This window comes from Brevundimonas vesicularis (assembly GCF_027886425.1).
Classification (GTDB): Bacteria; Pseudomonadota; Alphaproteobacteria; order Caulobacterales; family Caulobacteraceae; genus Brevundimonas; species Brevundimonas vesicularis_C.
Genome location: NZ_CP115671.1, coordinates 1,426,685 through 1,441,715 on the forward strand (window position 1 = coordinate 1,426,685; position 15,031 = coordinate 1,441,715).

The 15,031-nt window shown below is 65.8% G+C and carries 16 protein-coding genes and 2 tRNA genes; 8 read left to right on the plus strand and 10 right to left on the minus strand.

Features of this window, described 5'->3' with window-relative positions:
- Positions 1–139 precede the first annotated feature (139 nt).
- From PFY01_RS07125 to gltX, 3 genes are all read left to right on the plus strand, one after another.
- On the plus strand, positions 140–565 hold the full coding sequence (locus PFY01_RS07125; protein ID WP_271042942.1) for a flagellar assembly protein FliX: 426 nt from the start codon (positions 140–142) through the stop codon (positions 563–565).
- Between the two features lie 179 nt (positions 566–744).
- On the plus strand, positions 745–1,179 hold the full coding sequence (dksA, locus tag PFY01_RS07130; RefSeq protein WP_271042943.1) for an RNA polymerase-binding protein DksA: 435 nt from the start codon (positions 745–747) through the stop codon (positions 1,177–1,179).
- Positions 1,180–1,255: 76 nt separating this feature from the next.
- Complete coding sequence (gene gltX, locus PFY01_RS07135; protein ID WP_271042944.1) at positions 1,256–2,590, plus strand: glutamate--tRNA ligase; 1,335 nt, start codon at positions 1,256–1,258, stop codon at positions 2,588–2,590.
- A gap of 15 nt (positions 2,591–2,605) precedes the next feature.
- On the opposite strand, the gene PFY01_RS07140 is transcribed toward gltX, so the two are convergent.
- Together PFY01_RS07140 and PFY01_RS07145 are read right to left on the minus strand one after the other, a co-directional pair.
- Complete coding sequence (locus tag PFY01_RS07140; protein WP_017504618.1) at positions 2,606–2,899, minus strand: CC_3452 family protein; 294 nt, start codon at positions 2,897–2,899, stop codon at positions 2,606–2,608.
- 105 nt (positions 2,900–3,004) lie between these two features.
- Positions 3,005–3,610: a TIGR00730 family Rossman fold protein gene (locus tag PFY01_RS07145; protein WP_066623070.1), complete on the minus strand. Its 606-nt coding sequence runs from the start codon at positions 3,608–3,610 to the stop codon at positions 3,005–3,007.
- A gap of 111 nt (positions 3,611–3,721) precedes the next feature.
- On the opposite strand from PFY01_RS07145, the gene PFY01_RS07150 reads away from it, so the two are divergent.
- Positions 3,722–4,444 (plus strand): hypothetical protein, encoded by a 723-nt coding sequence (locus PFY01_RS07150; protein ID WP_271042945.1) that lies wholly within the window; start codon positions 3,722–3,724, stop codon positions 4,442–4,444.
- A 117-nt stretch (positions 4,445–4,561) separates the two neighbouring features.
- Here the strand turns inward: PFY01_RS07150 and mnhG are convergent, their stop codons facing one another.
- The 7 genes from mnhG to PFY01_RS07185 form a co-directional block, all read right to left on the minus strand.
- Positions 4,562–4,903: a monovalent cation/H(+) antiporter subunit G gene (gene mnhG, locus PFY01_RS07155; RefSeq protein ID WP_271042946.1), complete on the minus strand. Its 342-nt coding sequence runs from the start codon at positions 4,901–4,903 to the stop codon at positions 4,562–4,564.
- A complete protein-coding gene (locus tag PFY01_RS07160) occupies positions 4,900–5,181 on the minus strand; it encodes a K+/H+ antiporter subunit F (protein WP_271042947.1) in 282 nt (93 codons plus the stop codon). Before PFY01_RS07160 ends, mnhG begins: the two co-directional genes overlap by 4 nt.
- Positions 5,178–5,666 (minus strand): Na+/H+ antiporter subunit E, encoded by a 489-nt coding sequence (locus tag PFY01_RS07165; RefSeq protein WP_271042948.1) that lies wholly within the window; start codon positions 5,664–5,666, stop codon positions 5,178–5,180. The genes PFY01_RS07160 and PFY01_RS07165 overlap by 4 nt, the downstream gene beginning before the upstream one ends.
- Entirely contained in the window at positions 5,663–7,258 is a 1,596-nt protein-coding gene (locus PFY01_RS07170) for a monovalent cation/H+ antiporter subunit D (protein ID WP_271042949.1), read from the minus strand. The genes PFY01_RS07165 and PFY01_RS07170 overlap by 4 nt, the downstream gene beginning before the upstream one ends.
- The gene (locus PFY01_RS07175; protein ID WP_055804418.1) at positions 7,255–7,596 is read right to left on the minus strand and encodes a Na+/H+ antiporter subunit C; all 342 of its coding nucleotides are present in this window, start codon (positions 7,594–7,596) and stop codon (positions 7,255–7,257) included. Before PFY01_RS07175 ends, PFY01_RS07170 begins: the two co-directional genes overlap by 4 nt.
- Positions 7,596–10,514: a monovalent cation/H+ antiporter subunit A gene (locus tag PFY01_RS07180; RefSeq protein ID WP_271042950.1), complete on the minus strand. Its 2,919-nt coding sequence runs from the start codon at positions 10,512–10,514 to the stop codon at positions 7,596–7,598. The genes PFY01_RS07175 and PFY01_RS07180 overlap by 1 nt, the downstream gene beginning before the upstream one ends.
- Before the next feature lie 218 nt (positions 10,515–10,732).
- Positions 10,733–10,807: transfer RNA gene (locus PFY01_RS07185), tRNA-Asn, on the minus strand.
- 44 nt (positions 10,808–10,851) lie between these two features.
- Here PFY01_RS07185 and PFY01_RS07190 point away from each other — a divergent pair.
- Positions 10,852–11,685 (plus strand): TrmH family RNA methyltransferase, encoded by an 834-nt coding sequence (locus PFY01_RS07190; protein ID WP_271042951.1) that lies wholly within the window; start codon positions 10,852–10,854, stop codon positions 11,683–11,685.
- Positions 11,686–11,733: 48 nt separating this feature from the next.
- Here the strand turns inward: PFY01_RS07190 and PFY01_RS07195 are convergent.
- Positions 11,734–11,807 (minus strand) — tRNA-Cys (locus PFY01_RS07195).
- 134 nt (positions 11,808–11,941) lie between these two features.
- Between PFY01_RS07195 and PFY01_RS07200 the strand changes: the two genes are divergently transcribed.
- From PFY01_RS07200 to PFY01_RS07210, 3 genes are all read left to right on the plus strand, one after another.
- Positions 11,942–12,571 carry a protein-L-isoaspartate O-methyltransferase family protein gene (locus PFY01_RS07200; RefSeq protein ID WP_271042952.1) on the plus strand — a complete coding sequence of 210 codons (630 nt, stop codon included), beginning with the start codon at positions 11,942–11,944 and terminating at the stop codon, positions 12,569–12,571.
- Positions 12,572–12,711: 140 nt separating this feature from the next.
- Positions 12,712–14,247 carry a TolC family outer membrane protein gene (locus PFY01_RS07205; RefSeq protein ID WP_271042953.1) on the plus strand — a complete coding sequence of 512 codons (1,536 nt, stop codon included), beginning with the start codon at positions 12,712–12,714 and terminating at the stop codon, positions 14,245–14,247.
- A gap of 130 nt (positions 14,248–14,377) precedes the next feature.
- On the plus strand, positions 14,378–14,983 hold the full coding sequence (locus tag PFY01_RS07210) for a DUF2497 domain-containing protein (RefSeq protein WP_271042954.1): 606 nt from the start codon (positions 14,378–14,380) through the stop codon (positions 14,981–14,983).
- The last annotated feature ends 48 nt before the right edge of the window (positions 14,984–15,031 follow it).

The following is a 15,031-nucleotide window of genomic DNA, read 5'->3' on the forward strand; positions in this document are numbered from 1 at the left end:
TCGTGCCGGAGAATTAACGACGTGAATTCAATGCCGGTCGGCTTTTGACGGACATAGAAGCGGCAGGATTTGCCGGGGCGTTAACCAAACAGTCATCGCCGCCCGTCATCCATGATTTCATGACGCGGAGCACCTGCACATGAAGGTTGTCGGCCCCAACGGCGTCAGCACGCCTGCCAGCACACGTCCGACGCGATCCGCCAGCGGTTTCTCGCTGGGGCAGGCCGCATCTCCGTCCGCGCCCGCTGCAACGACCGCCAGCGCAGCAACCGGCGGGGTCTCTGACGTCTCGGCTTTGATGGCCCTTCAAGGTGTCGAGGGACCTCTGGAAAAGCGACGTCGCGCGATCCGGCGCGGCAGCGGTCTTCTGGATCGCCTTGACGAAATCAAGCTGGCCCTGCTGAACGGCGACGCCGACGAGGGGGCGCTGGATCGCCTGGCGCGAAGCCTGCGCGAGGAGCGCGCCGACGATGACGACAAGGACCTGGGCGCCCTGCTGGATCAGATCGACCTGCGCGCTTCAGTCGAGCTGGCGAAGGCCGAAATGCGCCGCAACCGCCCCTGATACGAAATAATCGTCTGACATCAGGCGGCTAAGCTTCGGCAGTGAGTGACTTTTGCCACTGTCAGGCGGTGAGTCGCCCTATTTCCATCACGGAATCGAGAACCGCGTTGCCGCGACTCGACGGGCTGATTATACGGCCATCTACGCCACAGGGGGGCGTGTTAGAGAGCGTGAGATCGATGAGCGCCTTGGCGTCCGTTGTGTCCGACGAAACCGGCCAGTATCGGCCGTCTGACAGCGAGCCGTTCATGAACGAACGGCAGCAAGCTTATTTCAAGAAGAAGCTGCTGGCCTGGAAGGATGAAATCCTTCGCGAGTCCAAGGGTACGGTCGTCAATCTGAAGGCCGAGACCGAAAACCACCCCGATCTGGTGGACCGGGCGTCTTCGGAATCTGATCGCGCGCTGGAGTTGCGCACCCGCGACCGCCAACGCAAGTTGATCTCCAAGATCGACGACGCGCTGCGCCGGATCGAGGACGGCTCCTACGGCTACTGCGAGGACACGGGCGAACCCATCAGCCTGGGTCGTCTGGAAGCCCGTCCGACGGCGACCCTGTCGGTCGAAGCCCAGGAACGCCACGAACGCCGCGAACGCGTTCACCGCGACGACTGAGGTTTAAGCCTTCCGCGCCTTGACTTCGCCGGGTTGCGGGGCGACCTAGCCGCCTCGCTTTCGAGGTCGTCTACCCATGTCCGTCAAGGTTCGTTTCGCCCCGTCGCCCACGGGTAAGCTGCACGTCGGCAATGTCCGCACCGCCTTGGTGAACTGGATGTTCGCCAAGGGGCGGGGCGGGTCATTTGTGCTGCGCATCGACGACACCGACCTGGCGCGCTCCACGCCCGAGTTCGAACAGGGAATCGAAGACGACCTGACTTGGCTGGGAATGCCGTGGGACGAGCGCTACAATCAGTCCAAGCGCTTCGATCGCTACGAAGAAGCGGCCGCCAGGCTGAAGGCGTCGGGGCGGCTTTATCCCGCCTATGAGACCGCTGACGAGTTGGACCGTCGGCGCAAGGTGCAACTGTCGCGCGGCCTGCCGCCGATCTATGACCGCGCGGCGCTGGAACTGACCGAAGAGCAGAAGGCCGCTTACGAAGCCGAAGGGCGCCGCCCCCATTGGCGCTTCAAACTGGACGGCAAGCGCGTCGCCTGGGAAGACCTGGCGCGCGGTCATGCGGAGGTGGACACCGCCTCGATGTCGGACCCGGTGCTGATTCGCGAGGACGGTCTGTTCCTCTATACCCTGCCGTCGGTGGTCGATGACATCGATATGGCCATCACGCACATCATCCGGGGCGAGGATCACGTCACCAACACCGGGGCGCAGATCGAAATCTTCGAAGCGCTGGGCGCGACGGTTCCGGGGTTCGCCCACATGCCGTTGCTGGTCGGCGCCGACGGCGCCGCCTTGTCCAAGCGTCTGGGATCGCTGTCGATCAGTGACATGCGCGAACAAGGCTATGAGCCGATCGCGATCACCAGCCACCTCGGCCGGATCGGGACCTCTGATCCGCTGGAAGTCGGCGCCTCGGTGGACGCTCTGGGACAGAGCTTCGCCTTTTCCAAGATGGGCCGTTCGCCGGCGCGTTACGATACGGCCGATCTGGACCGACTAAACGCCCAAGCGCTGCACGTCATGGACTATGCGACGGCGCAGCCGCGTCTTCAGGCTCTCGGCGCCGATCTGGGGGAAGCCTTCTGGAATACGGTGCGGGGCAATCTGATGAAGTTCGCCGACGTCGCGGACATGGCGCAGATCGTCCGTGGTCCGATCCAACCCGTCATCGAAGATACGACCTTCATCGAAACGGCGCTGCGTCTGCTGCCGGAAGTGATCGACGAGAACGCCTGGTCGGCGTGGACCTCGGCCGTCAAGGCCGAGACGGGCGCCAAGGGCAAGGCGCTGTTCATGCCGCTGCGTCTGGCGCTGACGGGGCAGCAGCACGGGCCGGACATGGCGGCCATGGCGCCGCTGATCGGTCGCGAAACCATCCAGCGGCGTCTGAGAGGCGAGGCGGCCTAAGCCGCCTCAATCAAATCAAGCGTTGCACACGGCCAGTTCGTCTGCGCTCAGGGCGACGCCCTTGTACGAGAAGGCGGTCACGGGACCGAACTTCTGAACCACGCGACGGCAGGCGCGCGTCGCGGGCTGTTCCGTGCCGCCTGCGGCGGTGCAGGTCGCGCCTTCGCAGGACCAACGAGCGCCGTCGATGATGGTGGCGCGTGCGGGCGCCTTGGCGGCGTCGGCCAGCGTCAGGCTGGTGGCGGCGGGGGCTTGGGCGACCGCAGGGGCGGCGGCGAACAGGGCGGCGGCGATCAGCAAAGCGCGCATCGAAAACTCTCCGAAATGAAGAACGGCGTCATGCCGCTCCGCTCCCATGTCAGTTTTCCATAAAAACTGTCAAGACGCGCGCAGCGGATTGTGAGCGATGATCACTTATCGATGATCATGTTTCAATTGCGGCGCATCGCCGCCGGCCTGAACCTGCGCCATCGCCTCTTCGACGGTTTCGGCGACGGTCCAGGCGTCCAGGAACGACGGCGGCGTCATTCCTTCTGCGACGCTATGCTTCATCAGGTCGAAGAAGCCATTCCAGAAGCCGTTCAGGTTCAGGAAGACGACCGGCTTGTGGTGCAGGTCCAGCCGCTTCCAGGACAGCAGCTCCACGACCTCTTCCAGGGTGCCGATGCCGCCGGGCGCGACCACGAAGGCGTCGGACTGGTCGTACATCAGTTGTTTGCGCTCATGCATCGAAGTGACGACGACAGTCTCGACGTCGTCGAACAGGCGTTCGCGGCTGCGCAGGAAAGCCGGCATGATGCCGACGACCCGGCCGCCCGCCTCATGCGCGCCACGCGCTGAGGCCCCCATCAGGCCCACGCCGCCGCCACCATAGACCAGCCGCCAGCCCGCCTCGGCCGCGACCTTGCCAAACGCGTAGGCCGCCTCGGTATAGGTGGGATCGGCGGTCTCGGAGGCGCCGCAGAACAGGCAGACGGAAGAGCCGTCGAACGGCAGGAACGAAACGGGGGGCAGGGACATGGAGCCTCGAAGAAAACGAATAGGCGGCCTGGCCATGGCCAAACCGACGGCGCTCAAGCTAACACAGGCTCGAGCCGCTGGGTCGCCAGTCCTATATCGTAGAGGCGCAGGATGAAACGTCGGATGATGGTCGCGTGTGTCGCGGTCCTGGCTGCCGCAGCCTGTTCCGATCAGCAGGGCGGCGTGGCGGGGCCGACGGGCGCCGACGAGGCCTCGCCCTGGGTTCGCCCGCCCCAGATTGATGGCGTGATGCGCGACGGCGGCGTTCTGGTGCTGCGCGGCGGGGCGGGGCCCAATGCGCGCGTCGTGCTGCGTGCGCCGGATACTGCGGCCGTGGCGACGACGGCGGACGGCGCGGGGCGGTTCGAACTGCGACTGCCGCCTTTGAGCGGCGATGTGCGCTTCACGCCTGAGGTGCAGGTGGGCGAGGACGCCGCCGTCTCGCCGGAGACCCTGGTGGTGATCCAGGGCGGGGCCGGTCCCGTCGCCCTGATTGCAGCAGGCCAGCCGACGGTTCGGCTCGATGGCAGCGAGGGGCTGGATGCGGTGGATTCGGACGGTGCGACTCTGATGGCTTCAGGCCGGACGAATGGGGCGGCTCCCTCGGTCAATATCAACGGCGCAGATATGGTGCCGACGGCGATCGGACGCGGCCGCTGGCGAGCCGTCATCGGACAGTCCGGTCCGGCGACGATCACGGTGAATGGAAACAGCTTCGACTATCCGGGCATGGGTGCGGCTGGCGGCTTCGTCGTCGAGCGGGCGGGGGCGGGCTGGCGGATCACATGGCCCGTCGATCCAGCGGGACGTCAGACGACATGGTTGCCGGACTGAAGGCGCTTAACGATCTGGAAACCATTTCGGTTAAGGAATGGGCCGTCCTCAGGGACACCATCACCGAACCTGCTTGCAGCCCGGCGCCCCCGCCGGGCTTCTTTTTTCGCCGGCCAATCAGCCCTTTCTCGGCGTGTCTTCGGCGCCCTCGGTGCGATCGCGGAACAGGGCGGCGCGGGCGAGCAGGATAAGGGTGACCGGCGTCGTGACCGTCAGGAACAGGCCGATCAGGATTTCGCGCGGCATGAAACGCCGCTCGACGGTCGTGAACCAGACGATCGACGCCAGCAGGACCAGGGCCATGCCCAGCGTGGCGCCAAGCGTCGGGGCATGGACGCGCTCATAGAAGGTCTTCAGCCGAACCAGCCCAACCACGCCCAGTAGCGAGAGGGCCGAGCCGATTACGGCCAGGGCCACGACAATGATAGCGGCCCATGCGGGAACGTCAGCTTGGGTCATTCAATCACCTCGCCGCGCATCAGGAACTTGGCCAGGGCCACGGTGGCGGCGAAGCCCAGCATGCCGATCACCAAGGCGGCCTCGAAATAGAGCTGGCTGTTGGTGCGGATGCCGAACACCACCACCAGCAGCATGCTGTTCAGATAAAGCGTGTCCATGCCCAGGACGCGATCCTGGGCGCGCGGACCGTGAATGATCCGCCATGCCGCCAAGCCCATGGCGCAGGTCAGCATCAGCTGGGCCAGACCCAGACCCCAGGTCAGCACCGCCGCCGTCATTCGAAAATCTCCATCAGCCGGCGCTCGTAGCGATCCTTGATCAGCCGCACCCAGGTCTCTTCATCCACGAGATCCAGCACGTGCAGCAGCAGACGGCCGGTGGCGGACTCATACTCGACCCACAAGGTGCCAGGCGTCGAGGTGATAATGATGGCCAGGACCGCCAGGCCATATCGGTCGCGCAGGTCCAACGGGATGTGGATGAAGCCGGATGTGCGCTCATGTCGTCGCCGCCCCAGAATGATGTGCGACACCGCCCAGTTGGAGCGCACGATGTCGCCGATGACGTCGATGGCGAGGCGCATTATGGCCATCGGCGCCTTCACCCGCACGCGATCCACGCCCAGCGCCAACATGATGATCGGCGCCAGCAGGGCCAGCAGCACCGCGAGCGCCAGGGAAGGCGGCGCGACCGAGGCGCTGAGCAGGATTGAGGCGACGAACAGGCCGAGTGACAGGATGGGGTAGGGGAGGACGCGTCTCATCGACCCCCCCTGCCCAAGACCGCTTGGATATAGCCTTGCGGGTCAGCCAGCCACGCCGCCGTGTGGTCGGTGTAGATCAACGCGGAGCCAGCGAAGATGGCCAGGAACACGCAGGTGCCGAGCAGGGTTGCGACCGCCGTCAGCTCGGCCGCACCCACCACGAAAGCCGGCGCATCTTCGTCGCGCGTCCAGATCGCGCCGACCCCTAGGCGGGTCAGGCCGATCAAGGCGCCGAGGCTGGACACGGAAAGCACGGCGACCAGCGTCCAGGCCGCCGCATCGCCAACGCCGACCAAGGCGCTGATCATAGAAAGTTTCCCGACGAAGCCGGCCAAAGGCGGCAGGCCGGCAACCATCAGGGTGCAGATCAGAAAGGCCCCGCCCAGGGCCGCGACGGCCGCCGGAATGACCAGGCCCGGCTCGTTGCGCTCTTCGTCGTCGAACGGATCACGATATTCGTCATCGAAAACAGCGCGCGCCTCTCCGACATCGGATTCTCGCCCTCGCTGGAGGATCTCGGCCAGCAGAAACAGGGCTGCGCAGGCCAGGGTGGAGCCGATCAGGTAAAAGAGCGCGCCGCTGAGGGTCGCCGCATCGCCGACGCCCAGGCTGGCCAGAACGGTGCCGGAGGAAATCATCACGCCGAACCCGGCGGCGCGCGACAGATCGCGAGAGGCGATCAGGCCGAACGTGCCGAACGCTATGGTCGCCAGTCCGCCGACGAACAGCCAAGTCAGGCCAAATCCGGCCGAGGCGCCCGCGTCGGCGCCGAACAGCAGCAGACTAAGGCGGATGACCACATAGACCCCGACCTTGGACAGGATGGCGAAGACCGCCGCCGCCGGCGCGCTGGCTGCCGAATAGGTCGGGGTCAGCCAGAACCCCAAGGGCCACATGGCGCACTTGATCAGAAAGGCCGTGCCCAGCACCGCCGCTCCGATATGAAACAGTCCCAGGTCATCCGCTGAGACGGTCGCAACCCGCGTCGCAACATCCGCCATGTTCAGCGTGCCGGTCACCCCGTAGATCAGGCTGACGCCGATCAGGAACAGCAAGGACGCGGTCAGATTGACGGCGATATAGATCACGCCCGCTCGCACACGCGCCTCGCCCGACCCATGCAGGGCCAGTCCGTACGAGGCGGCCAGCATGATCTCGAAAAAGACGAACAGGTTGAACAGGTCGCCGGTCAGCAGGGCGCCGTTCACCCCCATGATGAGAAGCAGGAACAGGGCGTGGAAGCGCGGCCCCGCCCGGTCCCATCGCGCCAAGGCGAAGATCAGGGCGCATCCGCCCAAAACGCTGGTCAGCGCGACCATCATCGTCGACAGCCGGTCGGCCACCAGGACGATGCCGTAGGGCGCAGCCCACGATCCCAGGCGATAGACCCGCGCAGTATCGCCGCCGCCCACGGCGCCGTTTGCGCTTTCGTGCAGCAGAACCAAGGCCATGATCAGAATGGCGGCCATAGCGCTCAAGCTGAGCGCCGCCTTCAGCGTTCGGCGACGCTCGTCCAGCAGCAGCATGGCTGAGGCGATGATCATCGGCAGGACGATGGGGCCGATGATCAGATGGGCGTTCCAGTCGATCATGCGTCCGGCTCCTTGCCATCGACATGGTCGCTGCCGGTGATGCCGCGCGCGGCCAGAATGACAACCAGGAACAGCGCGGTCAGGGCGAAGCTGATGACGATCGCGGTCAGGACCAGCGCCTGCGGCGTCGGGTCGGTGTAGCGCGCCGGGTCGGAGACCTCGCCCGCCAGCACCGGCGGCGCGCCCGACCTCAGCCGTCCCATGGCGAAGATGAAGATATTGACCGCATAGGACAGCAGCGACAGCCCCATGATCACCTGAAAGGTGCGCGGGCGCAGCAGCAGCCAGACACCGGAGGCCGACAGCACGCCGATGGCGAGGGCGAGAACCAGCTCCATCATGACGGCTCTCCTTCTTCGGCGTCTCTTTGCTTGGGCTTGCGCAGCGACTGGTGCGCCAGGGCGACGAGGGTCAGGACCGTGGCGCCCACGACCAGAACGACCACGCCCAAGTCGAACAGCACGGCGCTGGCCAAGGGCACGCGGCCCAGGATCGGCAGGTCGGCATACTGGAACCAGGAGGTCAGGAAGGGATAGCCGAACAGCCATGATCCAATCCCGCTGAGGGCGGCGATCACCAGGCCGGCGCCGATCCAGAAGATGGGCCGGATCGCCAGCCGCTCTTCGACCCAGCGGGCGCCCGAGGCCATATATTGCAGGATGAAGGCGATCGACAGGGCCACACCCGCCGCGAAACCGCCGCCCGGCAGGTCGTGCCCGCGTAGGAACAGGTGGACGGCGAGCAGGATGATGAAGGGGAAGATCCAGCGCATCACCACGCGGGGGATCAGCATGGTCTCCTTCAGCGTGTCGCCCTCCGATCGCGTCTCATGATCGCGGTCTGAGGCGTCCTGCACGCTCTGCTGGCTGGGATTGGACAGGGTGTCGTCGGCGGGACGGAAGCGGCGCAGCAGGGCGAAGATCGTCAGGCCGACAATGCCCAGAACCGCGATCTCACCGAAGGTGTCGAAGGCGCGGAAGTCGACCAGGATGACGTTGACGATGTTGCGCCCGCCCGCGTCTTTATAGGCGTGCTCGACGAAGAAGCGCGAAATCCCCTCGAGCGATGGACGCGTCATGACGGCGTAGGAAATGGCCGCCAAGGACGCGCCGACGGCGGCGGCGATGATCAGATCGATACGGCGCCGGCGGCGAGACCGCTTCTCCATGGCCTGTGGCAGGCGAATGGTCTCGAGCCGCTTCGGCAGCCAGCGCAGACCCAGCAGCAGCAGGACTGTGGTCACGACCTCGACCAGCAATTGGGTCACGGCCAGATCCGGCGCCGACAGCCAGACGAAGGACAGGCAACTGGCCAGACCCGCGCCGCCCATCAGAACCACGGCGGCCAGTCGGTGATACTTCGCCTGCCATGCCGCCGCGACTGCACAGCTGGCGCCGAGCAGCCACAGACCGGCGAAGGCCCAGTTGGACAGTGTCAATGTCGGCATGATCGGGCGGATCACCAATCCGGCGCCGATCGCCGCCAGCCCGCCTGCCAGCAGGGCGACCAAGACGATGGCCCTCAGCTGTGGCTGTTGTCGTGTTGCCCCCAACAGACGAACCATCGCCTCCGACCCCTTGAACAGGCCGGTCATAGTTCGCTCGAACAACCAGCCGCCGTTCAGACGCTTCCAGCCCCACGGTCCGCCGCGCGGGTTGGCGTTGATGCGTTTGCCGAAGACGACATAGAGAGCCACGCCGCCGGCGAGGGCGATAAGGCTCAGCACCAGCGGCAGGTTGAATCCGTGCCACAGGGCCAGGCTGTAATAGGGCAGGTCAAAGCCCAGCACCGAAACGGCGGCGCTCTTCAGGAACGGTCCCACCGTCACAGCCGGGAAGATGCCGACGACCAGACACAGCGCGACAAGCACCTCGACGGGGCGACGCATCCAGGCGGGCGGCTCGTGCGGGATGCGATCCAACTCTGTCGGAGGCGGGCCGAAGAAGGTCGCATGGATAAACCGCAGTGAATACAGAACGCTGAAGGCGCTGGCCAAGGTGGCCAGGGCGGGCAGCAGCATGTTCAGGCCGTGCGTATGGGCGCTGGCCACCGCCTCGGCCAGGAACATTTCCTTGGACAGAAAGCCGTTCAGCAGCGGCACGCCCGCCATCGCGGCTGCGGCCACCATGGCCAGGGTCGCCGTGAAGGGCATGAAGCGGAACAGACCGCTGAGCTTGCGCATATCCCGCGTGCCGGCCTCGTGATCGATGATGCCGGCGGCCATGAAGAGCGACGCCTTGAAGGTGGCGTGGTTCACCGTGTGGAAGATGGCCGCAATACAGGCCAGCGGACTGCCCAATCCCAGCAACAGCACGATCAGGCCCAGATGGCTGATCGTCGAATAGGCCAGCAGGCCTTTGAGATCATGCTGGAAGATGGCGCACCAGGCGCCGAGCAGCAGCGTCGCCAGACCCATGCCGCCGACGATCAGATACCAGCTCTCCGACCCCGCCAGGACGGGCCAGAAGCGGATCAGCAGGAAAATGCCTGCCTTCACCATGGTCGCGGAGTGCAGATAGGCGCTGACCGGCGTCGGCGCGGCCATGGCGCGGGGCAGCCAGAAGTGGAACGGAAACTGTGCGCTCTTGGTCATCGCGCCTAGCAGCAGAAGGATCAGCGCGGGCAGGTACAGGGGACTGGTCTGGATCGCCTCTCGCGACGCCAAGACGACATCGAGGTCGTAGCTGCCGACGATCCGCCCGATCAGGATCATCCCGACCAGCAGGGCGATACCGCCCATGGCCGTCACCGTCAGCGCCATGCGGGACCCTTCGCGCGCGGCGGGATTTTGGTGCCAATAGCCAATCAACAGGAAGGAGAAGAGGCTGGTCAGCTCCCAGAAGACGACCAGCTGGATCAGATTGCCCGACAGCACCACGCCTTGCATCGCGCCCATGAAGGCCAGCAGGAAGGAAAAGAACCGCGGCACCGGATCCTTCGGCGACATGTAGTAGCGGGCATACAGCACCACCAAGGCGCCGATCCCCAGGATCAGGGCGCTGAACAGCCACGACAGCCCATCCAGTCGCAGCACCAGATTGACGCCCAGCGACGGCAGCCACGGGATCTCGTAGCGCAGCGTCTCCCCGTCCTGAAACATTGGCCATAGCGCGGCCAGACACCCCAGGCTGACCAAGGCCACGACCCACGACAGGATGGCGGCGGAGGTGCGTGCGTGACGCGGCAAGCCGGACGCGACGATGGCGCCAAGGAACGGCAGGACCAGGATGACGACGAGAAGGAAGCTGATGGACATCGAGGCGGGGCGTCTCTCCTGGATCGTGAGGGATAGCTTTGCCAACGCTCAAGGTTGGCCAAGGTTCGCTTTGATCTACGGACAGGAGCGGGGTGCGTCAAAGCGACACCAGAGCGCGGACCCCGGCGCCCAACAGCGCGACTGCCGCACGAAAAAGATCAGATAGTGAGGAAAGTTTTCGACCTAACGCCTTGTCCGGCCTCAGTCTTTACCCCGAGTGGCTCCGCAGGTAGGATTCGAACCTACGACCAGCCGATTAACAGTCGGCTGCTCTACCACTGAGCTACTGCGGAACATCTGCTCGGGAGGCGGGCGTATAGCAGCGGCCGTTCCGATCTTGCAATGGGAAAACGAGCCAATCGAAACGATATTTATCGACGACCCCGACGACCCGCGTGTTGCGGCCTATCGCGATATCCGCGAGCGTGATCTGACGGGGCGTCAGGGGCTGTTCATAGCGGAAGGGGAGGTGGTGGTGCGTGGACTGGCGTCGACGGCTTCGCGCTGTCGGCCTCTGTCGCTGCTGCTGGCGGAAAAACGCGTTGCGGCCTTGGGCGACGTCATCACGTCTCTGCCGCACGCGACGCCCGTCTATGTCGCAGGCCAGGCCGTGCTGGACCGGATTGCGGGTTTCGAACTGCATCGGGGCATTCTGGCCTTGGGCCAAAAGCCCGAGCCGCGGTCGCTGGACGATGTGCTGGCGGATATCGGGCCGCAAGACGTGTTCGTCGTGGCCAGCGGCATTGGCAACCACGACAATGTCGGCGGCCTGTTCAGGAACGCCGCCGCGTTCGGCGCCAAGGCTGTGCTGCTTGATCCGACTTGCTGCGACCCCTTTTACCGCAAGGCGATTCGCGTTTCGGTCGGCGCGGTGCTGCGCACGCCGTTCGTCGTCGCCGGCGCGACAGACATTATCGAAGCCCTGCAGCAGGCCGGCGTCGAGGTCTTGGCGCTGACGCCTTCGGCGACCGAGCGGCTTTCGGACTACAGGCGCGCCGGACCAGTTGGTCTGATGCTGGGGTCGGAAGGGCCGGGGCTGCCCAAGGATTTGATCGACCGTTGCCGGCCGATCGGCATCGCTATGGCGGGCGGGTTCGATTCGCTGAATGTCGCGGCGACCAGTGCGGTTGCGCTTCATCACCTGACGACGACGCCGCTTGCTGGAAGCTGAAAACGCGAAGGCCGCCCCGAGGGGCGGCCTTCGTCCGTATCGTCGCGATGGAGGCCTGACCGGGAATCGAACCCGGGTGCAAGGATTTGCAGTCCTCTGCGTCACCACTCCGCCATCAGGCCGCTTTTTGTCCCCGATTTCTCAGGGGCGGTCATCGCGAGGGGCGTTCGCTATCAGATCGGATTGTCCGCTGCAACGCACGGACCTATAAGCGCGCGAGTTTTCCTCCCGGATTATCGTTGAAGGCTGCCTACAGATGGATTTCACCGCAGAGCGCAAGGCCATGGTCGACTCGCAGGTGCGAGTGAACGACGTGACGGATCGCGCGATTCACCTGGCCATGATGGCTGTGCCGCGTGAGAAGTTCTGCGCGCCTGATCGCGCCTTCGCCGCCTATTCCGAAGAATCGGTGGTGATCGCGGGCGAGCGCCGCCTGATGCCGGCGCGCGACGTCGCCAAGCTGCTGCAAGCCGCCGATGCACGCGAAGGCGAGAAGGCCCTGGCGATCGCCGCGCCCTATGCCGCCGCCGTGCTGGCCCGTATGGGTGTCAGTGTCACGGCTCAGGAGTCGGACGACGCCGTTTTCGTCGTGGTCGGCGAGGCCCTGTCTGAAGCGGGCGTGGCGACCGTCGTCGCGCCGTTGGCTCAGCCGGCCGGCGAAGGGTGGGACCTGATCATTTCCGAAGGCGGCGTCGAGAGCCTGCCCGAATCGTGGGGCGCGTCTCTGCGTCCCGGCGGCCGGATCGTCGTAGTCGAACGCCGCGGCGCCATCGGCAAGGCGGCCCTGTATGTTCAGACGCGCGAAGGCCTGTCGCGCCGCGAACTGTTCGATTCGTCGCCTGCGGTCCTTGCCGAGCTGAAGCCGGCCCCCACTTTCGCGCTGTAAGACCAAAGAGACGCGCGGTTGCGACGGAAATCCCGTTCGCAACCGTGAAGAAAACTTAACTGGCGTGTGGTTCGGTCAGGCCGCAGTTACGCTTGAGAAAACATTCGGGCGTTCTTCGGAGCGTCACGCAAGGACGGACAATGTTGAAACGCTCGCGTGTGCTGGCTTCGGCCGCTGTGGTCGCCGTGATGACCGGTCTGGGCGCGCCGGCCTGGGCCGAGACGCTGCAGGACGCCATCGCCCTGGCCTATCGGACCAATCCTAACCTGCTGGCCCAACGCGCCAACCAGCGTGCGCTGGACGAAACGGTGGTCCAGGCGCGGTCGGGCCTGCGTCCGACCATCGGCGCCTCGGCCGGCGTGGACTACACCCGCAGCGACTTCCCCGCCGTGACCCAGTTCGTCGATACGAACGGAGACGGCATACCCGATACCCAGGTCACGACCTCATCGTCCGAAACCGAAGGCGCCAATGTCGGCGTGAGCGTCAGTCAGAATGTCTGGACCGCCGGTCGCACCTCGCGCGCCATTGATCAGGCCCGCGCCAGCGTCCTGGCCGGCCGTGAGAACCTGCGTGAGATCGAGCAGTCGGTCATGCTGTCGGTGATCCAGGCCTATGTGAACGTCATCCGCGACATGGAAATTCTGCGTATCCGTCAGGAGAACCTGACGGTGCTGCAACGCCAGCTGGAAGAAACCAGCGCCCGTTTCGAGGTCGGTGAGATCACCCGCACCGACGTGGCTCAGGCCGAAGCTTCGCAGGCGCAGTCCGAAGCCGATCTGGCGAACGCCCAGGCCCAGCTGTCCACGTCGCGCGCCGCCTATGCCGCCGTCGTCGGCCAGTCGCCGGCCGATCTGGAAGCCGCGCCGGTCCTGCCGGAAGTGCCCAGCGACTTCGACGTCGCCATCGAGACCGCGTTGCAGCGCAATCCCGCTGTCCTGGCCGCGACCTATCAACTGCAAAGCGCCGAGGCCGCCGTTGCGGCCGCCCGTTCGGAATATCTGCCGTCGGTGCGCGCTACCGCCTCCTATGGCGGATCGACCAACGATCTGGGCGACCTCGGTGAACTGGCCGATCGCCGCAGCTTCACGGCCGGCGCCACTCTGTCCGTGCCGCTGTTCACCGGCGGCCTGAACCGCTCGCGCGTCGCCCAGGCTTTGGAGCGCGCCAACGCGGCCCAGATTGGCATCGAGGGCGAGCGCCGCACCGTGCTGCAGAACGTCAGCTCGGCCTATGCCCAGGTGCTCTCGACCCGCGCCACGGTCGCCGCCGGCACAGAAGCGGTTCGCGCCGCATCGGTCGCGGCCGAAGGCGTGCGCCAGGAAGCCCAGGTCGGCCTGCGCACCACGCTGGACGTGCTGAACCAGGAGTTGGCGCTGCGGAACGCCCAAACTTCGGTCGCCAGCGCCCGCGCCGCCGAATACGTCGCCCGCGCTTCGCTGCTGGCCGCCATGGGCCAGTTGGAAGGCCCGGCGCTCAACCCGACGATCGAGGCCTATGATCCGGCTGCGAACTACGACCAGGTCAAGGGACGCGGCGGCCTGCCGTGGGACGGCGTGATCGAGACGCTGGACCGCGTGGCCTCGCCGCCGATCGTGACCACGCCGGACACCGCCGACGCGCCGATCGACGCTCAGCTCAAGGGCGAGGTCGTGCGCACGGCGCCGCAGAACTGACCGCGTCGAATACGGACGGAAACCGCCCGTTGATTCCGACGGGCGAAGATGCGACGACAAGGCACAGGTTTCGAGCGATCCATCGTTCGGCGCCCACCCCTTCTACCCAGGCCTCGCCCAAGGTTGCGCCATGACCGATCAGTCCGCCCAGGAACCGACCATGGAAGAGATTCTGGCGTCGATTCGCCGGATCATCTCTGAAGACGAGGCCCCGGCCGAAACGCCGGCTGCCGCCATGCCGGAAGCCACGCCTGAGCCGGTTCCCGAGCCTATCGCGGCCGAAAGTGTCTTCGCCGCTCCGGTTGAGCCTGTGTCGGAGCCCGCCGCCGTCGAAGACGACGTGCTGGAACTGACCGACCGCTATGAGGCGCCGGCCGAGACCATCGGCGATCTGGACGTGGTCGAGCATTCGCCCGCGCCCTATCAGCCCGAACCGGAACCCACGCCGGCTTACGAATCGGCTCCCGAGCCGGCGCCGGCCTATGACACCCTGGTCGGCGACAGCGCCGCCGCCAGCGCGGCCTCGGCCTTTGCGGGCCTGGCCGCCAGCTTCAAGAAGCCTGAGCCGGCTCCGTCGGCCTCGGGCGACCTGCCCTTCGTCAGCGGCAACACCGTCGAGGCCATGGTCGCCGAGATGCTGCGCCCGCTGCTGAAGGACTGGCTGGACAACAACCTGCCCGGCATCGTCCAGGCGGCGGTACAAAAGGAAGTCGAACGCATCGCGCGCAGCGCCTAGCCCTTCGCTTCAGCCCAGACTAATCCGAGGGGCGGCTCCTGAAGGGGC